18 protein-coding genes are annotated in these 19,368 nt (G+C 69.4%); 8 read left to right on the plus strand and 10 right to left on the minus strand.

Annotated elements, in window-relative coordinates:
* Nucleotides 1-4 precede the first annotated feature (4 nt).
* The 3 genes from NL115_RS18505 to NL115_RS18515 all read left to right on the plus strand — a co-directional run bounded on the left by NL115_RS18505 (nucleotide 5) and on the right by NL115_RS18515 (nucleotide 2,413).
* Entirely contained in the window at nucleotides 5-694 is a 690-nt protein-coding gene (locus NL115_RS18505; protein ID WP_254830801.1) for a DUF7546 family protein, read from the plus strand.
* Nucleotides 691-2,076, plus strand: a complete 1,386-nt coding sequence (locus NL115_RS18510; RefSeq protein WP_350355261.1) for a hypothetical protein — start codon at nucleotides 691-693, stop codon at nucleotides 2,074-2,076. Before NL115_RS18505 ends, NL115_RS18510 begins: the two co-directional genes overlap by 4 nt.
* A 91-nt stretch (nucleotides 2,077-2,167) precedes the next feature.
* Nucleotides 2,168-2,413, plus strand: a complete 246-nt coding sequence (locus NL115_RS18515; RefSeq protein ID WP_254830802.1) for a DUF7410 domain-containing protein — start codon at nucleotides 2,168-2,170, stop codon at nucleotides 2,411-2,413.
* Nucleotides 2,414-2,455: 42 nt separating this feature from the next.
* Here the strand turns inward: NL115_RS18515 and NL115_RS18520 are convergent, their stop codons facing one another.
* Genes NL115_RS18520 through coxB form a run of 5 tightly spaced genes read right to left on the minus strand, consistent with a single transcriptional unit; the run spans nucleotide 2,456 to nucleotide 6,717 of the window.
* The gene (locus tag NL115_RS18520; RefSeq protein ID WP_254830803.1) at nucleotides 2,456-2,707 is read right to left on the minus strand and encodes a hypothetical protein; all 252 of its coding nucleotides are present in this window, start codon (nucleotides 2,705-2,707) and stop codon (nucleotides 2,456-2,458) included.
* Nucleotides 2,708-2,750: 43 nt separating this feature from the next.
* Nucleotides 2,751-3,014, minus strand: a complete 264-nt coding sequence (locus tag NL115_RS18525) for a zinc ribbon domain-containing protein (RefSeq protein ID WP_254830804.1) — start codon at nucleotides 3,012-3,014, stop codon at nucleotides 2,751-2,753.
* 6 nt (nucleotides 3,015-3,020) lie between these two features.
* Nucleotides 3,021-3,293 carry a cytochrome C oxidase subunit IV family protein gene (locus NL115_RS18530; protein WP_254830805.1) on the minus strand — a complete coding sequence of 91 codons (273 nt, stop codon included), beginning with the start codon at nucleotides 3,291-3,293 and terminating at the stop codon, nucleotides 3,021-3,023.
* A 45-nt stretch (nucleotides 3,294-3,338) separates the two neighbouring features.
* Complete coding sequence (locus tag NL115_RS18535) at nucleotides 3,339-5,942, minus strand: cbb3-type cytochrome c oxidase subunit I (RefSeq protein ID WP_434084002.1); 2,604 nt, start codon at nucleotides 5,940-5,942, stop codon at nucleotides 3,339-3,341.
* On the minus strand, nucleotides 5,935-6,717 hold the full coding sequence (gene coxB, locus NL115_RS18540) for a cytochrome c oxidase subunit II (RefSeq protein ID WP_254830806.1): 783 nt from the start codon (nucleotides 6,715-6,717) through the stop codon (nucleotides 5,935-5,937). Before coxB ends, NL115_RS18535 begins: the two co-directional genes overlap by 8 nt.
* Nucleotides 6,718-6,891: 174 nt before the next feature.
* On the opposite strand from coxB, the gene NL115_RS18545 reads away from it, so the two are divergent.
* On the plus strand, nucleotides 6,892-7,626 hold the full coding sequence (locus tag NL115_RS18545) for an MBL fold metallo-hydrolase (protein WP_254830807.1): 735 nt from the start codon (nucleotides 6,892-6,894) through the stop codon (nucleotides 7,624-7,626).
* 56 nt (nucleotides 7,627-7,682) lie between these two features.
* Here NL115_RS18545 and NL115_RS18550 read toward each other — a convergent pair whose 3' ends face one another.
* Entirely contained in the window at nucleotides 7,683-9,962 is a 2,280-nt protein-coding gene (locus tag NL115_RS18550) for an OB-fold nucleic acid binding domain-containing protein (protein WP_254830808.1), read from the minus strand.
* A gap of 873 nt (nucleotides 9,963-10,835) precedes the next feature.
* Complete coding sequence (locus tag NL115_RS18555) at nucleotides 10,836-12,050, minus strand: M24 family metallopeptidase (RefSeq protein ID WP_254830809.1); 1,215 nt, start codon at nucleotides 12,048-12,050, stop codon at nucleotides 10,836-10,838.
* 119 nt (nucleotides 12,051-12,169) lie between these two features.
* On the opposite strand from NL115_RS18555, the gene aroA reads away from it, so the two are divergent.
* The 3 genes from aroA to NL115_RS18570 all read left to right on the plus strand — a co-directional run bounded on the left by aroA (nucleotide 12,170) and on the right by NL115_RS18570 (nucleotide 15,030).
* On the plus strand, nucleotides 12,170-13,537 hold the full coding sequence (aroA, locus tag NL115_RS18560) for a 3-phosphoshikimate 1-carboxyvinyltransferase (RefSeq protein ID WP_254830810.1): 1,368 nt from the start codon (nucleotides 12,170-12,172) through the stop codon (nucleotides 13,535-13,537).
* A gap of 93 nt (nucleotides 13,538-13,630) precedes the next feature.
* A complete protein-coding gene (locus NL115_RS18565) occupies nucleotides 13,631-14,104 on the plus strand; it encodes a dTDP-4-dehydrorhamnose 3,5-epimerase family protein (protein WP_254830811.1) in 474 nt (157 codons plus the stop codon).
* Complete coding sequence (locus tag NL115_RS18570; RefSeq protein WP_254830812.1) at nucleotides 14,101-15,030, plus strand: dTDP-glucose 4,6-dehydratase; 930 nt, start codon at nucleotides 14,101-14,103, stop codon at nucleotides 15,028-15,030. Before NL115_RS18565 ends, NL115_RS18570 begins: the two co-directional genes overlap by 4 nt.
* Before the next feature lie 20 nt (nucleotides 15,031-15,050).
* On the opposite strand, the gene NL115_RS18575 is transcribed toward NL115_RS18570, so the two are convergent.
* The gene (locus tag NL115_RS18575) at nucleotides 15,051-16,550 is read right to left on the minus strand and encodes a sulfatase-like hydrolase/transferase (RefSeq protein WP_254830813.1); all 1,500 of its coding nucleotides are present in this window, start codon (nucleotides 16,548-16,550) and stop codon (nucleotides 15,051-15,053) included.
* Nucleotides 16,551-16,628: 78 nt separating this feature from the next.
* On the opposite strand from NL115_RS18575, the gene NL115_RS18580 reads away from it, so the two are divergent.
* The gene (locus NL115_RS18580) at nucleotides 16,629-17,645 is read left to right on the plus strand and encodes a sugar phosphate nucleotidyltransferase (RefSeq protein ID WP_254830814.1); all 1,017 of its coding nucleotides are present in this window, start codon (nucleotides 16,629-16,631) and stop codon (nucleotides 17,643-17,645) included.
* A gap of 40 nt (nucleotides 17,646-17,685) precedes the next feature.
* Here NL115_RS18580 and NL115_RS18585 read toward each other — a convergent pair whose 3' ends face one another.
* Nucleotides 17,686-18,627, minus strand: coding sequence for a glycosyltransferase family 2 protein (locus NL115_RS18585; protein WP_254830815.1), 942 nt, complete (start codon nucleotides 18,625-18,627; stop codon nucleotides 17,686-17,688).
* The gene (locus NL115_RS18590) at nucleotides 18,624-19,367 is read right to left on the minus strand and encodes a class I SAM-dependent DNA methyltransferase (protein WP_254830816.1); all 744 of its coding nucleotides are present in this window, start codon (nucleotides 19,365-19,367) and stop codon (nucleotides 18,624-18,626) included. The genes NL115_RS18585 and NL115_RS18590 overlap by 4 nt, the downstream gene beginning before the upstream one ends.
* Between the last annotated feature and the right edge of the window lies 1 nt (nucleotide 19,368).

Here is a 19,368-nt window from a genome sequence, read left to right on the forward strand (position 1 = left end):
CCTGATGTCGACCCGCACCCTCGAGTTCAGGCCCGGCAGCGAGGAATGGTGGCTCGCCAGCCTCCTCGCCGCCGAACTCCTCGCGCTGGTGGCCTACTTCGGCCTCACCGACGCTGCCATCACCGGGCCGCGGTACGTCCTCTACCCGCTGGTGTGGATCACGGTCGGTGTCTGGGCGGTCGTCCGGACCCCGCCCCCTGTTGCGAGCGAGCGGGCACGCTGGGTCGCGGGCGGCGTGGCCGCCGGCTACGTCCTCGTGCTCGCGTTCCTGACCGGGCTGCTGGCCGTCTACCTCTCCAGCGGTGCCGGGGGCTCGCACGGCCACTCGCACGTCCACGGGCTGCAGGTGACGATGACCGCGCCCGGCTGGGGCCCGCGCATCTCGTACGTGAGCCACGCGTTCCACGTCTACTTCGTCCCCTTCCGGGTCATCGGCTATTTCGCGCTGGGCTATCTGGTGTACGCGACACTACTCGATGCTCGTCGCGTCGCGCTCTCGGGGGTCGTCGGTATCGCGACCTGTCTCAGCTGTGCGTTCCCACTCGTCGCGTCCGTCCTCGGTGGGCTCGGCGGCGCGGCCGTGATGGGCGGGCTCGCACCCTACTCGCTCGACCTCTCGACGGCCGCCTTCTGCCTCGCGGTCGGGCTGTTGACGTGGCGTCCCGGCCACAGGAGGGGCCACGGCGCATCGTGACTGGACCACCGACGCCGGGCGCGCGTGGCGCCCGACTGTGCGGCCGCCTGGTCGCACTGGGGCTGTGGCCGCTTCTCGCTGGGACGGCCGCGGCTCACGTCGGCGCACTCGGCGGCGCCGGCACCCCACAGCCGGTTCCCTTCTGGCTCGTCGCGCTGACCGGCGGCGGTCTGGTCGGTGGCTCCTTCCTGTTCACCAGCCTGATGACCGACCAGGAGGCCATCCGGTCGGTGAACGCCAGCCGGCTCGGGGTTCCATCGAGCGCTACACTCGCCCGGACCGCCCGCGACATCGCGCGCGTGCTCGGCGTCCTCGGCCTGCTAGCGGTGCTGGGCGTGGCGCTGGTGGGCCCATTCGGGTCGACGAACGCGGCCGTCCTCGTGGTGTGGGTGGGCTGGTGGGCCGGCTACACCGCGAGCACCTACCTCGTCGGGGACAGCTGGCCGGCGCTGAACCCGTGGCGGACCCTCGCCGGGCTGGTACCCGCGTCGGAGCGGGACCTCCCGGACGTGAGCGCGTGGGCCGCGACCGCCGGCCTGCTCGGACTGGTGTGGCTGGAGGTCGTCAGCCCGGTCGCCTCGGACCCGCGCTTCCTGGCGCTGGTCGTCCTCGGGTACACCGTGGTCACGCTCGCCGGAGGCGCGATGTTCGGGGACCCGTGGTTCGAGCGCGTCGACCCCGTCGCCCGCGTCTTCCGCCTGTACGGCTGGCTGGCGCCGGTCCAGCGGACGGCCGACGGGCTGTCGCTCCGGCTCCCCGGTGCGACTCTCCCCGAGCGCGCCCTCGGGGACCGCTCCGAGGTGGCGTTCGTGGTCGCCCTGCTCTGGGTCACGACCTTCGACGGGCTCGTGTCAACGCCTGCGTGGAACGGCGCCGTCGCGCCGGTCGTCGACCTCGGCGTGCCGGCGCCGCTGGTCTACCTGGTCGCGACACTCGCGGGCTTCGGCGTCTTCCTCGGCGGCTACCGCTTCGCCGCGCGCTACGCCCGCCGGACCGCGGGCACGTACGTTGCGCCGGTCGCCATCGAACGCCGGTTCGCCACCGCCCTGTTGCCCATCGCCGCCGGCTACCACCTCGCGCACTACCTCGGCTACGTGGTCGGCCTGTCGCCGGCACTGGCGACCGCCGTCACGAACCCGCTGACCTCCCCTGCACTCCAGGCGGTGGTGCTTCCGGGCTGGTTCGGTGGCATCGCGCTGGCACTCGTCGTCCTCGCGCATCTGGTCGCGGTGTGGGTCGCCCACGCCATCGCCTTCGATCTGTTCCCGGGGCGGCTCCAGCCCATCCGCAGCCAGTACCCGTTCGTCCTCGTGATGGTCGCCTACACCGCGACCAGTATGTGGATCGTCTCGCAACCGTTCGCGCGGCCGCTCGCCGTCTGATACTCCCATGTCAACGCCGTCGACCATCCCACACGATACCGCTCCGAACGACACGCAACCGGAATCGGACCACCAGCCGCCGGAGACCACCGTGCCAGCCGATTCCGACGCCGACCGCTGCCCGTACTGCGACCAGCCCTTCCCCGAGGGGTCGCGCCTCGCACTGCACGTCGGGGAGCGACACGGCGATGCGTGTACGGACGCCGAGTGGACGGCCTACGAGTCGGCCCGCGACGAGGAAGGCGACGAACTGTTCATGTACCACCTCCGGGTCATCGCGGCGCTGGGCGTGCTGTACGCGGTGCTGGTGCTCGTCTACATGATCGTTCTCGCCTGACGGGCGGGCGAGATGACAGTCCTCACCTGACGGGCGGTGGCGTCAGGGCTCGGGTGGTGCCGACCCGTCGTCCGTCGGCTCCGGTGCGGGTTCCTCCTCGGGATTGGTGGCCGCGGCCGCCGCGACCAGCACGAAGGTGACGATGAACGTGACCCCACCCATCGCCAGCGCCAGCGGAATCGTCGGCGGAGCGTTGACCGACCGCCCCGCAGCCAGCGCGACGCCGACGCCCGTGGGGAACGAGAACAGTAGCGCCCAGAACAGACCCTCCGCGTCGAGCGTCCCCGGAAGCACTAGCGGCTCACCTCCGGAATCTTCGCGCGGGGCGACGGCACCATCACAGCAGCCCCGCACACACTCGGCAGAAGCGGTAGTCCTCCTCGTTCACGGTCCCGCAGTGTGTACACAGCACCCCGTCCGTGCCCGACGCGGACGCCGTCCCGGTGGCGCGCCACTGCTGCGGGGTGCCGGCGTCCCCCGAGGCGACCGGTGGTAGCTCGGACTCGTCGGCCGCGACGTACTTCGAGAGGTACAGCACCAGCGGTACCTGGACCGCCGGGATGAGTACCAGCGCGGCGACGAGCCACGGTGAGACGCCCATGTCCGCTCACGTGATGGAGTACGATGCGGCGATGGTCAATGCCAGCGCCGCCAGCAGGCCCATCCCCATCAGGTAGCTGAGCGAGCGCTGCTCCCAGCGCAGGTGCTGGTAGTACGCGGCGACGATGACGGCCTTGATGAGCGACAGCACGATGATGGCGCCCACGGCCGTCCAGTAGGTGCCCGGCTCCAGCAAGCCCGCGTACTCGACGCCGACCTGTACGGTCGCGCCGACGAACAGTACCACGTAGATCCACGTGTACAGTTTTGCGTGTGACATGTACTTTGTCTTCTATTTTTGTATCTTGTGTGGCTGGTTATTCGGTTAGAGGATGTAGAACAGTGGGAAGAGGAACAACCAGACGATGTCGACGAAGTGCCAGTAGAGGCCGAAGAACTCCAGCGGCCCGTCGTCGTCGAGGTACGCGCCTCGCGAGGCGCGGACTATCATGTAGGTCGCGATGATGAGCCCGACGATGACGTGAGCGGCGTGCAGGCCGGTCGTCAGGAAGAACGTGGAGGCCCGGATGTTGGTCGACAGCCAGATGCCCTCGTGGAACAGTTCGAACCACTCGATGCCCTTGTTGACGAGGAAGCCGATGCCCAGCAGCAGGGTCACGAGCATCGACGCGACGACCCCCCGCGTGGAGTTGCGCTCGGCGGCCACCAGCGCCAGGACGACGCTGAACGAACTCGTCAACAGCAGGTAGGTGTTGATGAGCCCCGGCAAGGAGCGATGGGGAATCGGCTCCCAGGCCGTCCAGCCGCCGGGGAAGGCGACGCGGATGAAGACGTACGAGCCGATGAACGCGCCGAACAGTACAACGTCCGACGCCAGGAACACCCACATTCCCGTTTTGAGGTTCGACGTCTCCGAGAACGGCCAGCTCTCGCCGAACGGGCCGGTGGGGCCGTGGAACTCCTCGAGCCCCATCGCGACCATCGCGCCGAGCCCGAGGACACCGCCGAACACCAGCGACCCGAGGTGGACCATCCCCCAGATACCGCCGATGAGCTCACCGCTCTGGATGCCCGAGAGGCCGAAGAACGCGAACAGCGCGGCCACGCCGGTGACGAACGGCCAGATGCTCGCGTGGCTGACGTGGTCGTCGTCGTGGCCCGTCGTGGCCACATCGCCGCCGTCGGGGGCGGCCTGCCCACCGTCGGCCGCTGCCTCACCGCCGTCTGCCGCCGACTCCGGTCGGAACGAGAGCTTCCCGTCCCCGTAGCTGGGGATGCCCGGGAAGTTCTCCAGCGGCGGCGGTGACGGGACCGCCCACTCCGCCGTCGTCGAGTAGGCCCACGGGTTGTCGTCGGCCTCCTCCCCGGCGAAGATGGCCTTCCCGATGGTGTAGACCGTCAGGAGGAAGCTGAAGCCCAGGATGAACGCACCGATGGTGGCGAGCTTGTGCCAGGGCGCGAACGCGGCGTCGTAGCTGAACACCCGTCGTGGCGTCTCCCAGGCGACGAACATCGGGAAGTACAGCAGATTGAACCCGATGAAGTACAGCGCGAAGCTGACCTTCCCGAGGAACTCGTCGTACATCTTCCCGGTCATCTTCGGGAACCAGTAGTAGAGCGCCCCGATGAGCGCGGTGACGCCCCCGACCATCACGTAGTGGAAGTGTGCGACGACCCAGTAGGTGCCGCGGAACTCGTAGTCCAGCACGACCGCGCCGAGGAAGACACCGGTGATGCCACCGATGATGAACAGGAACAGCGCGCCGAAGGCGTAGAGGAACGGCGTGGTGAAGCGTATCCGCCCCTTTATCAACGTGTAGATGAGTGCGAACACCATCAGGTCGAACGGCAGGGAGATACCGATGGTGGTTGCCATGAACAGCGTCTTGATCTGGAGGTTGATGCTCGTCAGGAACATGTGGTGCATCCAGACCACGAACGACTGGATGGCCACCAGCAACATCGCGCCGATGAACCACTTGCGCCCGACGATGCGCCGACCGGTGAACGTCTGGAATATCTCGGCCATCGCCCCCAGCGCGGGGAAGAAGACGATGTACACCTCCGGATGGCCGAAGAACCAGAACAGGTGTGCCCACAGCAGCGAGCCGCCCGCCGACTGCGCGGCGAAGTAGGTCGTGCCGAGGATGCGGTCCGAGGAGAGGATGATTAGCGCCGCCAGCAGCGCCGCGAACGCGAACAGCATCATCCAGACAGTCAGCAGGATGGACCACGAGAACAGCGGCAACCGCCGCATGGTCAACCCTTCGGCCCGCATCCGATGCATGGTGGTGATGAAGTTCACCCCGCCGATGGTGACCGACGCCGTGAACAGCACGAGCCCGAGGACGGATGTCGTGGCCCCCACGCCCGGCGTGTACGTCGGGATGTTGAGGGGGGCATACATCGTCCAGCCGCCCGGGAACGCGCCGGCCTGGAAGAAGGAGACGCCGACGAGGATGCCCGAGGCGAGATAGAACCAGTAGCTCAGGGCGTTCAGCCGCGGGAACGCGAGGTCCTTCGCCCCGATCTGCAGCGGGACGATGTAGTTGGCGAAGCCAAAGGCGAACGGGGAGAGGAACCAGAACACCATCAGCAGACCGTGCAGAGAGACTGCCTGGTTGTAGGCGGCCGCCGAGAGCGGTCCCGCACCGGGGGCGCGCGGCGTCCAGAGCTGCAGCCGCATCAGGAGCGCCAGTACGCCGCCGAACAGCAGGAAGAACATCGCCGTCACCGTATAGAGGATGCCGACATCCTTGTGGTTCGTCGTGACGAGCCACCGTTTCAGCGAACTCGTATCCGGCATCCCGTGGCCGTGGTCGTCCTCCTCGACATCGGAGACCGGCAGTTCCTCGCCCGCCACCGTTCCCCCGTCGGGGCGGGGCTCCGAGGCACCTCCCCTTCCGTCGTTCGTCTCGTCGTCGGCCGCCTGTACCGCTCGGTCGTTATCGCTGGTATCCTCAGGCATGTGACTCACCTCCGCCACCACTGCCGTGGCCGGCTTCCGTCGGCGTCGGCGTCGTGTTGTCCGTCGTGTTCGCGTACCACTGCTCGTACTCGCCCGGGTCCATCGCGACCACCGTTGCGGTCATGTAGGAGTGCTGCTGGCCACACAGTTCGTAACAGGCCGCACTGTAGTTCCCGGGGTCGTCGGCGACGAACCACGACTCCGTCGTCTGCCCGGGGATGGCGTCGGCTTTCACCCGCTGTTCGGTGATACCGAAGTTGTGGAAGACGTCCGCCGAGGTGATGCGCAACTGGACCTCGCGGTCGGTCGGGACGCGCATCACCCCCGACCCCTTCGTCGAGTAGCCGTTCGGGTAGACGAACTCCCAGTAGAACTGATGGCCGATGACCTTCACCTCGACCGGGTCGCCCTGAGTCACCTCGTTGTCCGGACCGGGGCTGGCCTCGACGTACAGCAACGTGCCGTACGTCCAGAGGATGAGCGAGATGACGATGAAGGCGCTGAGGGTGAAAGAGAGGAACAGTTTCTTGCCCTTCCCGCCGCTCGTGGGGACCTCCCCGAGCGACGGACGCTCGTCGTCGCCCTCGGCGGCGTGGCTCCCACCCTCGCGGTACTTGTAGGCGTTCCAGCACATGTAGCCCAGCACCACGACGCCGACCAGAGTCCCGAGGAAGAGGAACACGTCGTAGATGCGCGAGAACACCTCTACCCGAGTCCCCCGTGGGACGATGCCGGACTGGAGCGCAAGCAGTGCACGGCCGCCGATTGGTATCATCGTTCATGCGGGAATCCCTGCCCGGTCACTTATCCGTTACGGGGAGTGTTACCAGACATCGCGGCGATTGCGTACACACGACAAGGTCATGGCCCGGGGATATCCGGCCCGCCTCCCGACGAGTACCCGACCGGCTCCGCCCCCTTCTTGTGTGCGGCTCCCGAACTGTTCGCCATGGCTCGCGAGTTGGCCGACGGTGTCTGGTTGCTGGACGTCGGGTTGGTTCCGCCGCTCGCGACGAACGCGTTCCTGCTCGACGGGAACGAGGCGGTGGGGGATACGGACCACACCGACGAGACGGACGGGGAGGTGACACTCGTCGACACCGGGCTCTGGTGGAACCGCCCGTCTCTGGTGGGCGAACTGGCCGACGCCGGCTACGAACCGACCGACATCGACCAGGTGCTGCTCACGCATTACGACCTCGACCACGTGACTGGGCTCGGTCGCCTGCTCGAACGCGGGTTCGACGGGCCGGTGTACATGGGTCGACGCGATGTGGAACTCGTCCGTGGGGAGTGGGACCCGCCGCTCGCCCACCACAAGGGCGCCTTCCATCGTGCCGCACGCTTCCTGTTCGACTTCCCGGAGGTCGATCTCCGGCCGGTCGACGACGGCGACCGCATCGGCGGGCTCGTCGCCTTCCACACCCCCGGCCACAACCACGGCCACACCGTCTTCGTTCACGATGGGCTCTCAGTGGCCTGTCTCGGCGACCTCGTCTGGGAGGAGAACGGCGAGCTGACGCCCCCGTTCTGGCTGGACTCCTACGAGATGCGCGCCATCCGCGAGTCGATAGAGCGATTCGACCGCGAAGCGCCGGAGTTCGACGTGGCCGCGATGTCACACGGGACGCCGTTCGTGACCGGCGGCCGGGAGGCGATTCGACGGCTGGCGGCCGAACTGTAGCGCGGCCGCTCCCGGATTCGTGGCCGACGAAGAACGAGTGTGCGTTCGTGCGAGGCTCAGGCCGCGGCGGCGACGCGGTCCGCGACCGACTTGATGACTGCTTTCAGCACCGCGTCGCGCTCGCCGGAGAGGAACTCGACCTTGCCCTCGCGAGCGCCGCGTGCGGCGACGCCGGCGTGCTCGGCCTCCTCGGCGACCTCCTCGGCGATGGCACGGAGGTCGAGCTCCTCCGTCGCGCGGAGGAACAGCTCGTCCTTCGCGATGCCGATGGTGACGAAGCTGTCGCCCTCGGCCTCGCGCCGGTGGAGTTCGTCCAGCAGGAGCCGCTTGGGCGGGAAGTCGAAGCGGTGCGTGTACGAGTCCGTGTCGAGGACGGCGAACGAGACGCCCGCCGCCTCGCGGCGTTCGAGGTTCGCAAGCGCCGTGTCCATCTCGGCCTCGAGCTTGGTGTCGAACTGCTCGGAGACCTGCTCGGCGAGTCCGACGCCGTCGCCGCCCTCGCCCCGCTCGAACAGCAGGTCGATGATGAGCTCGCGCTTGTCCTCGTAGGACTGGTAGTACGCCTCCAGCGCGACGGCCTCGCGGAGCTGCCGGGTGGTCTCGGCGTCGACGCCGGCCTCCTCGGCGAGTGTGCCGTACTGCTCGGGCGCGTCGTCCCAGTAGGAGACGGCCGGCAGGTGGCCCAGGTCGTCGCGGATGGCGTCATTGATGGCGGCCGCGAGCGTCGCGCCCACGGTGGCTGCGGTCCGCTCCTCGCTCCCGGCGGCCGGAGCGACCGTCGTCTCGACGGCGTCGCGGACCTCGTCGTCCACGGCCTGCCCGTCGACGACGACACGCTCGGCGTCGTACACCTCCAGCAGGTCGAAGCCGTCGAGGGACTCGCGGGTGCCGCCGGCGGCGGCGAAGACGAACAGCGGGAACTTCTCGTCGTGACGCTCCTGGTCGCCCAGCATCCCCGTCACGTCCTTCGTGGCGTCGTCCATGTCGTAGACGGCGCCCTCCAGCGGCCGGCGGTCGAAGTAGTGGTAGCTGGCGTCGCTGGCGGCGTGTTCCTCGGCGACCAGCGGCAGGACCGCTCGTTCGATGGCGGCGCCCGCGACGTAGCCGTCCGTCGTGGCGGCGTGCCGGATGACGACCGGGCGCGACTCCGCGACCGCACGCCGGATGGCCGTCGCGGCCTCGCGGAGGTCGTCGTTCAGGTCGGCGATGACCTCGTCGACGGCCAGCGGCTCGACGCGCTCGGGCTCGGCCTCCTCGTCGAGCGCCTCGGCCATCCGCTGCTCGACGGTCTCCTTCGCCTCGTCGGCCAGCACGACCAGCTCCTCGGTCTCGACCTGGAGTTCGTCGCGCCGGACCCGGACCTCGCCCGTGAGCCGGACGATGTCGCCGGTCTCGACCTCGGGATAGGCCCGGACGCCAGCCTCCTCGAACGCAGCGCAGTCCACCACGGCGGTCTCGTCACGCAGTTCGAAGACGGTCGGCCCGGAGGTCTGTCGCACGCTCACGACCTCGCCCTCGATGGCGATGACGTCGCCGACGCGCTCTCGCAGGTCCTCGACGGACGCGCGCTCGGCCTCGGCGCTCTCCGTCGGCTCCCCGTCAGCGTCGTCGGTCGGCTCCTCGGCCGGCTCCTCCGTGGACGCCTCGGGCGCCGGCTCGGACGCGCTCTCGGCCTCGTCGGGCTCCTCACCCGTCGGCTCGCTCGCCTCGGGGTCGGCCTCCTCGCTCGCGGCGGCCCGGCCCTGGCCGGCGGTCGGTGCCGGCTCCGAGTCACGTCCTGACGGTGCTTCGGACTCGTCGGCGGGGTCGGACTCCGTCTCGGCCTCGGTCGTCTCGGCCTCGGTCGTCTCCGTGTCGGATTCCGTGGACTCGTCGGACTCCGAGACCGGCTCGGGCTCCGAGGTTCCCTGTTCGCTTCCACCCGTGTCGGCGTCCGGCTCGTCGTCATCGTCCTCCTCGTCGGCGAGGTAGTCGCCGTCGGGAGTGTCGACGAGGCGGCCGCGGAAGTCGCGGTCGGACTGGCGGATGGACCAGCCCAGGTCCACGTCACCGTTGTCGCGGACGTTCGTGACCTGGACGAAGACGCTGTCGCCCGGCTCCCAGTCGAGGGATTCGAGCCGCCGGTCGAGCTTCGAGCGGTGGAGCAGCCCGGTGACGCTGCTGGACAGGTCGACGAAGACGCCGAAGTCGGCGTAGCCGTCGACGGTGCCCTCGTAGAAGCGACCCTCGGTCAGCTGGCTGGGGCTGTTCCCCTCGAACTCGAAGACGACGTCCTCCTGGTGGGTGTCACAGATAGGCCCGTCAGTCGCCGTACCACAGATGATGCAGTTACCCATTACTGCGAGAGAGCGGGCCGTGCCTAAAACCCCTGTCGGATTCCCGCTCGGACTCAATTGGTCGTAATCGGGGGCTGGTCCGGTGTCGTAGCGGCCTCAGGGCTGGCTGCGTTGTCCTCGCGCTCTCTCACGGTCATGGCGACAACCAAGACACCTACGAAGCCCTCGCGCGCTCAGGGCGCCGGGGCTCGCTGCGCTCCTCGCTCCGCTCCCTGCGGTCGCTCCGCTGCGGTGCTTACGTCGCCCGGGCACCGCTGAGCGCGCTCGCCCTTCGAGTCCGCCAGGAACGTTGAACGTGTCACGGCGCGGCGCCCCTGCCCTTCCCCGGGTCGCGCGGGCTTGCGCGTCCGCGCTGCGCCACGCGCTCCCGGCCGGGGAGTGGTTGCTCGGCCGCCCGGTTCCGAGACCAGGAAGCGCGCGGGCGCTCCAGCCGTGGAGGCCGCGAGCGGAGTCCTCGTGAGCGAAGCGAACGAGGGCCTTGGCAGTCGCAGCCCGCGTAGGGAGCGAAGCGACCGAGCAGGAACGTCTGCCTGAGCGAGCGTGCCGGAACACGCCGGCGCCCGCGCGGGGAGGTGTGGGGACACTAGCACTCCCCCGGAACCACCACGCGCGAACGCTCGACCGAACCGGCAACAGGGCGGGGGCTTTCTACCCAGGTCCGCCGGTGTCGGATTCGTCACGGGGAGAGCGGGTGGGGGCTCTCAACAGGATTCCGTCGTCGTGGCTGACACCGGCAGAGACCGAGAGGTATCCCGACGCCGCTCCAGCAGTTGCTACTTCCCCCATATACAAGTTTTAGAGGGATAATACTACGATTTTGTCCCCAAATTCAAATATTAGGGGAGTGGTGTCAGATTTGGATAGTAATATAAATCACACCTCGATAACGAACTCCGTCGGGTAGTCGGTCAGGTTCTCCACGCCGTCCTCGCGCACCACGACGAGGTCCTCGATACGGACCCCACCCACATCGGGGTCGTACAGCCCCGGCTCGACGGTCACGACCATCCCGGCCTCCAGTTCGTTCTCGGCCGTGCTCAGGCGCGGGTACTCGTGGATGTCCAGCCCCACGCCGTGCCCGGTGGTGTGGATGAACCCCGTCTCCGTGGCGTCGTCGTCCCGGAGCGTCGGTTCCCCGGCAGCCTCGTACACGTCACAGACCGCGCCGTGGACCTCGCTCCCCGAGACGCCGGCCTCGATGGCATCCAGCGCGGCCTCCTGCGCTTCGAACGTGAGGTCGTACCAGTCGTGTGCCCGGTCGGTCGGCTCGCCGACGCAGAAGGTGCGGGTCATATCCGCGAAGTAGCCCGTCTCCTTCGAGCGCGGGAAGATGTCGACGATGATGGGCTCGTCGGCGTGGAGCGGCCCGCTTCCGCGGTCGTGGGGGTCGGCGGCGTCGGCGCCGCAGGCGACGATGGTCTCGTCGAGCGCGCAGCCGTTGTGGAGCAGTTCTATCTCGATGGCAGTGCGGACGCGCTCGCTGGTCAGCGCCTCGCCGTCGTGGCGGAGGACGCCCTCCTCGACGGTGGCCTCGCGGAGCAGTTCCTCGGCCCGGGCCATCGCCTTCTCGTTCGCCTTCTGTGCCTCGCGGATGTGGTCGATCTCGGCCTCGGTCTTGATGGCGCGGACGCGTTCGACCGTCTCGTCCCGGTCGACGGTCACGTCGAGACCCTGCTCGCGGAGGCCGTCGGCCGGCCCGAGCGGCGCGCGTTCTGGCATCGCGACCGATTCAACGCCGTGGGCCCGGCAGAACGCCGCCACCGCGCGGTCGCTCCCCTCGTGGGGGCCGTACTCGTCGACGAGCGACTGGGCGTCGTACGCCGACCCACGCTCGACGGTGTCCGCACGGGCTTCCTTCGCCGCGCGGCCGTACTCCAGCGCCGAGACGAGGAGGTGGGTCGTGCCGCCCGACGCGTCGGCGCTCCCCTCGCCCGCGCCCTCGCGGACGTACAGCGTCACGTAGGGGTCGGGCGCGTCGAAACCGGAGAGGTAGCGCTGTGTCGCGTCCTCGCCGTCGGCGTCGACGAGGTAGCCGTCCGCGCCGGCCTCGTCGAGATATGTATCGAGCATCGAGAGGTCGAGGTCCATGACCGGGAGTGGGTTCGGGGCGAGTAAATGGTTACCGGGCGGACGGTTCCGGGACGCGGGGCGGTCGTCCCGTCGCCGCCTCCGAAAGCCGTTTACAGGGGCCACGAGTGCCCACCGCTATGGACGCAATCGTACGCGCGTCGGCGGTCCGTGGCGTCGCACGCGCCCCGCCGTCGAAGAGCTACACACACCGTGCCATCCTCGCCGCGGGCTACGCCGACGGGGCGCTCGTCCGTGGCCCGCTCGACTCGGCCGACACCCGCGCGACGGCCCGCGCGGTCGAACGCTACGGCGGCACCGTCGACCGCCTCGGCGAGGACGACCAGCCACCCAGCGTCGACCCCGAGGGCGTCGGCTTCGTCGACAGCCCCATCGACGCCGACCCCGGCGACCTGCTCGTCACGGGCTTCGGCGGCCGACCCGACGTGCCGGCGCAGGTCATCGACTGTGCCAACTCCGGCACCACGATGCGCCTGACCACGGCCACCGCAGCCCTCGCGGACGGGCTGACGGTCCTGACCGGCGACGGCTCCCTCCGGTCGCGGCCGCAGGGCCCGCTGCTGGACGCCGTCGACCAGCTCGACGGGCGCGCCGAATCGACCCGCGCCAACGGGCAGGCGCCGCTGGTCGTCGGCGGGCCCGTGGGCGGTGGCACCGTCTCGATTCCGGGCGATGTCTCCTCGCAGTACATCACCGCGCTCCTGATGGCTGGCGCCGTCACCGACGAGGGGGTCCGCGTCGACCTGGAGACCGAACTGAAGTCCGCGCCGTACGTCGACATCACGGTCGAGGTCCTCGACGAGTTCGGCGTCGCCGCGTGGGACACCGACGACGGGTTCGCGGTCGACGGCGGCCAGTCCTACGAGCCGACCGACGGCGAGTACCACGTCCCCGGCGACTTCTCCTCCATCTCCTATCTCGTCGCCGCGGGCGCGCTCGCTGCCGCACCCGACGACGAACTCGTCGTCCACGGCGCCAAAGAGAGTGCCCAGGGCGACACCGTCATCATCGACGTGCTGGAGCGGATGGGCGCCGACATCGACTGGGACCTCGACGAGCAGCGCATCACCGTCGCGCGCTCGTCGCTCACGGGTGTCGAGGTCGGCGTCGCCGACACGCCGGACCTCCTGCCGACCATCGCCGCGCTCGGTGCGGCCGCCGACGGAACGACGCGCATCACGGACTGCGAGCACGTCCGGTACAAGGAGACCGACCGGGTCAGCGCGATGGCCGAGGAACTGGAGCGGATGGGCGCCACCGTCGAGGAGTTCACGGACGAACTCGTCGTCCACGGCGACGAGACGGACCTGCAGGGCGCGACCGTCGACGGCCGCGCGGACCACCGCATCGTCATGTCGCTCGCGGTGGCGGGCCTCGTCGCCGACGGCGAGACGCGCATCCAGGGAGCCGAACACGTCGATGTCTCCTTCCCGGACTTCTTCGAGGTGCTGTACGAACTCGGCGCCGACGTGGACCGGGAGGGGTAGCCTGCACCGACCATCGGCCGCGCCGCTCCCGACCGCACCCCCTGACCGCGCCGCCTCCAGACGATTTATCTCCGGGCGCGGCCAACCGCGTCTGTGAGCGGAATCGAGGGGGTACGCGAGCGGGAACTCGAACCGATAGTGGACGAGCGAGGCTGGCTGATGGAGATACTTCGCTCGGACTGGCCGGAGTTCGAGGCGTTCGGCCAGGTGTATCTCACGACGGCCCGCCCGGGCGTCGTCAAGGCGTGGCACGAACACGAGGCCCAGCGCGACAACTTCGTCCCGGTCTCCGGGCGCATCAAACTGGTCCTGGCCGACACGCGCGCCGACTCCCCGACCGAAGGGGAGATTGTCGAGTACTTCATCGGCGAGCGGAACTTCCGACTGGTCTCGATTCCGCCGGGCGTCACGCACGGGTTCAAATGTATCAGTGACGACGAGGCGATGGTGGTGAACGTCCCCACGACCACGTACGACTACGAGGACCCCGACGAAATCCGGTACGACCCGGACACCGACGCCATCGACTACGACTGGGTGCTGCCGGACGACCGGGTCCACGGATGAGACTCCTGGTGACTGGCGGTGCCGGGTTCATCGGGAGTCACTTCGCCGGCGCGTACGCCCGGAACCGGCCGGTGGACGAGGTCGTCGTGCTCGACGCCCTGACCCATGCTGGCGACCGCGGCCGTGTCCCCGACCACGAGGCCGTGACCTTCCGGGAGGGGAGCGTGACCGACCCCGACGCGGTGGCAACCGCCATCGAGGGCGTCGACCGGGTCGTCCACTTCGCCGCGCGGACCCACGTCGACCGAGCCATCGCCGACCCGGGTGCGTTCGTCGAGACGAACGTCCGTGGCACGCAGGTCCTGCTCGATGCCGCACGCGCGGCCGACATCGACCGGCTGGTGCTGCTCAGTACCGACGAGGTGTACGGCGAGACGCTCGCCGGCGCCCAGCACGAGGACGACCCGCTCGACCCCCGGAACCCGTACAGCGCGACGAAGGCCGCCGCCGAACATCTCGCGGGAAGCTACGCGGCGACCTACGGCCTGCCCGTGCTCAGCGTGCGCCCGAGCAACACCTACGGGCCGCGCCAGCACGCCGAGAAGTTCATTCCGACCATCCTCTGCCACGCGCTCGCCGAGGAGCCGATTCCGGTCTACGGGGACGGCAGCGCCCGCCGCCAGTGGCTCTACGTCGACGACTGCGTCCGGGCCATCGCCACCGTCCTCGACGAGGGGGCCACCGGCGAGACCTACAACATCGGCAGCGGGCGGGAGCTGTCGAACCTGGAGCTGGTCCACACCGTGCTGGAGCGGCTCGGCCGGTCGCGGGACCTCGTCGAGTTCGTCCCGGACCGACAGGGCCACGACATGCGGTACGATGTCGACGACACGAAGCTCCGGCAGCTCGGCTGGGAGCCGTCGGTCGATATGGAGGAGGGGCTCGAACGGACCATCCGCTGGGGACGCGAGCGGTTCGACGAGTAAGGGGAAGTCCGCCGTCCGACCTACAGATAGCCCAGGTCGCGGAGCGACTGCTCCACGTCGCCCCCGAGGTCGACCGTCGGACCCTCCCCACCCTCGAACGCCGCAAGGCGTTGCTCGCAGGAGCGTCGCGCCGCCTCGGGGGCGTCCTCGTACGGGCGTCGCTCGCCGCCACACGTCGCCAGCCGGTGGCCGTCCGAGCGGGCCTCGACCTTCCACTCCCCCTGGAACGCGACCGTCGTGTGGTGTTCGATGGCCGTGGCGAGCAGCTCCCGCGGCACCGCGTCGAACTCGTCGTAGTGCTGGGTGGATTCGTGGGCTGGGCTGGCGCTCGGGACGACCTCGCGGTCGGTGAACGTGCCGAGGTCCCGGCCGCCGCTCGCCAGCACGGTGTCGAGGTCGTCGGTGAGCAGCGTCGGCAGGTCCGCGAGCGTGACGCGGTCGGGTACGGAGCGCCCGTCGAGCGCCGGGTGGGCGAGCAGGAGTGGCACCTCGAGGACGGCGTCGCTGGTCGTCGCCTCGTGGCCCATCGTCCGCCCCCCGCGCCAGGTCCGCTCCCCCAGGTTCTCGCCGTGGTCGGCAGTCACGACGAGCAGGGTGTTCTCGAGCAGGCCGAGCCGGTCGAGCGTAGCCCGGAGCCGCCCCAGCTGTTCGTCGATGCTCCGCGCCTCGGCGTAGTAGAGGGCGCGTATCGCCTCGATGGTCGCCTCGTCCACGTCGCCGCGCTCGTTGGCCGCGTGGAACGACCACGGGAGGACGTACTCGCGGTTCAGCCGGTCGGCCGCGCTGCGCGAGAGCCCCTCCGGGAGGTACGCCTCGGGTGGCCGGTACGGCGAGTGCAGGTCCATGTAGTTCACGAACCCGAAGAAGGGCGCATCGTCGGCGGCAGCCCGTTCGAGCAACGACACCACGCGGTCCGTGTTGTCGGCGGCGTCGTAGCTGTAACCGAAGCGACCGCCGTTCGTGAACCAGGGGTGCGGAACCCGGCGGAGCGGCTCCCAGTGGGACACCGCCCGCCCGACCGTGGCCCGCGCCACGTTCACGAGGCTCTCGGACGGGTTCTCGTGGGTCGCCGCCGCACGCAGCACCCGGGCGTAGCCACGCGGCGTCGCGCCGTGTTCGCCGAGCGCGTTCGACGCGTCCAGCCCGTCGGCGTGTTCGCGGTCGATGCCGTTCGTGTAGTGGAACTCGTCGAACGAGGCGTCGAAATCGTAGTGCTGGGAGGCGAAGATGTTGGCCGAGACGCCCCAGGTCGTGAAGCCCCGCTGGCGGAACCCCTCGACGAGGTCGAGGCGGCCGACGGAGTGGTCAGAGCGGGAGTATCGGACGTGTTCGGACGGGTCCGCGCCGGTAAGCATCGAGACGTGTGCCGGGAGCGACCAGCTCGCGGGCGTCACCGCGCGCTCGAACGTCAGGTTCGACGCCGCGAGGTCGGCGAACGTGTCCATCGCCCGCCGTGTCGCGTCCCGACGACACGCGTCGAGCACGACGTAGAGCACGTTCGTCTCACCGGAGTCAGTCATCGAAAATCGACGGCTGTACTGCGGTATCGTTCATAATACTTTTGTCTTTCCGACAGGTTCGATTCGGCGGACAGTCGGATGAAGTGTGTACTGCTGGCCGGCGGTTCCGGGACACGACTGGCCCCACTCACCGACGGGTTCTCGAAGCACCTCGTCAGGGTGGGCCAGCGGACGTTGCTCGAACACGCCCTGTCGGACCTGGAGGCAGGAGGCGTCGACGAGGTCTGTGTCGTCCTTGGTGAGACCGGCGCGACGGCGATTCGGGACCATCTGCGGGAGAGCGACCAGTTCGACCTCGAGGTTCGCTACGCCGTTCAGGGGGCCGCTCGCGGCGTCGCGGACGCCATCTCCCACGCGGAGCCGTTCGTCGGCGACGAGCCGTTCCTCGTCTACCTCGGCGACAACCTGTTCGGGCCGTCGCTGGAGCCGTTCGTCCGCGGGTTCGCGGCCACCGAGGACGGGGTCGGCCTCTGTCTCCGTCGGGTGGACGACCCGACCCGGTTCGGCGTGCCGGTGTTCGAGTCGGGGAGCCTCCAGGACATCGTGGAGAAGCCGGCCGACCCGCCGAGCGAGTACGCCGTCACCGGCCTGTACGGGTTCCCGCCGGCGGTGTTCGACCACATTGAGCGCCTGGAACCCTCCGACCGCGGGGAGCTGGAGGTCACCGACGCCATCCGGTCGTTGCTCGACGCCGGCCGCTCGGCCCACGTCCACCGGTTCGACGGCTGGTGGGTGGACGCGGGGACGCCCGACGGACTGCTCACCGCGAACCGTCGCGTGCTTGCCGGGTCCGGTGGCTCCGGACCGGCCGCCGCCACGGACGCTGTGGGCGCCGACGCCGACTCCGGACTCGGGGAGGGGGTCAGGGTACGGGCCCCCGTCTCGGTCGGTGCGGGGGTCGAAGTCGGCAACGGGACGGAGCTCGGTCCGAACGTCACGCTCGACGCTGATGTCGTGGTCGGAAGCGAGGCGCGCATCAGCGACAGCATCGTGCTCTCGGGGGCCACCGTGGCCGACGGCACGAGCGTCACGGAGAGTATCGTCGCGCCCGGTGCCCGGGTCACGTCGCCGCTCCGGGGCGAGGTCTACCGGTAGGTCCATCCCGACGCAGCGGGCACGGGCACCGCCACCGCGGTCAGTCCTGAACGACGGTCGCCCGGTCCGCCGGGCAGTCGTCCATCCGGTACTCGACCGTCCGGACGAACGCACCCAGGCGCTCGCGGGCGTCCGCTGCGGCCCGGGCGAGGAAGTCGGCGTCAGCCGGCTCCTCGACGTCCTCGGTGACCGCGCCGACGGCCAGCCCGTCCGTGCTGGGCCAGTACTCGTCGAGTATCCGCCGTGCGGTCGGTGGGTCGTACTTCGCCCAGAAGAGCGGCCAGTTCCGGTAGACGTGGTAGAGCCCCCCGGAGTCGGTCTCCGAGAGGTAGCGGTCGTGTCTCGCGACGGCTCGCGGTTCGAGCGCCACGTCCCAGCCGCGCTTTCGTGCCCGGAACCCGAGGTCGGAGCTCTCCCAGTAGATGCCGAACCGCTCGTCGAGGATACCGACCTCCGCGACGACCTCGGCGCGGACGACCGTGCCGAGCAGCGTCACGCTGGGGCGCCGGAGGAGCCGGTCGTCGATCCCCGGCTCGCGGGTGATGGGATGGCACATCCGGTAGCGGTTGAACCGATGGCCCGCCGAGTAGATGCCGCCGCGGAAATCACGGACCAGCGGCTGCACGACGCCGAGGCGGTCGTTCGCCCGGAGCGTTTCCCAGAGCCGGTCGATGGCGCCGGCGTCGAGCGTCGCGTCCTGATCGAGCAGCATGAACGCCGACGGGTCGAGCCGGTCGCTGGCGTAGCGGAGCAGGTCGTTCACGCTCCCGACGTAGTGGGTGTTCTCGGTGTGGCCCAGCACGGTGAGCCGCGAGCGGTCGCGCAGCCGCTCCCGGGTCGCGTCCGTGGAGGCGTCGTCGAGCGCGAGCACCGCCGTCTCCGGCGTCGCGGCGGCCGCCGCGTCGAGCACCTCGTCGAGGAACCCTCGCTCGATGTAGTCCACCCCGTCGTAGTAGGGGAGCAGTATCGCGAGGTCGGTCACGGCTCCACCCCCACGGCGTAGATGAGGCGGTCGTCATCGTCGCCGTATCCCGTCGCGAGGTGGGCCTCGCGGTCGGCCAGCGAACTCCGGTCGTGAGCGAAGCGGAACTCGTGGGCCGTCACGTACCGGAGTTCGTGCGTGGCCGTGTGCGTCTCGACCAGTTCGTCGTCCGCGAACACCTGCAGGGTCTCCTCGTGGTGCCACCGGTTGTCGAGGGTATCGACGGAGTGGCTGACGTGCTTCTCGATGCGACCGTCCTCGTGGTCGAGTGTCTCGGTCAGCTCCGCCTCGTACCCGTCGACCAGATGGGACATGAAGTTGGAGGCGTCCACGACGACCACGCCGTCCTCGGCCAGCGCGTCCCCGAAGGCGTCCAGCGCCGCGACCACGTCCGCGTTCGACAGGAGGTAGTTGAACGTCGTGTACATGCAGACGATAGCGTCGACCGACCGGCTCCCGAACTCACGGAGGTCGGCCTGGAACAGGTCGATGTCGTCGGACTGCTCGCGGGCGTACGTCAGCATCTCCCGGTCCACGTCGAAGCCGACCAGCTCGCACGCGGTCTCGTCGGCGAGCGCCCGCAGCAGCCGCCCCGTGCCACAGCCCGCCGACAGGAGCGTCGCGTCCGGCGAGTCGGTAATCCGCTCCGGGAGCGTCTCGAGCAGGAACGACACCTGCTCGTCCACCCGCCGGTTCCACAGCCGCTCGTTCTCGGCCGGCAGGAACAGCGAGTCCGCCATC

The sequence above is a fragment of the Haloglomus salinum genome (assembly GCF_024298825.1).
Taxonomy (GTDB): Archaea; Halobacteriota; Halobacteria; order Halobacteriales; family Haloarculaceae; genus Haloglomus; species Haloglomus salinum.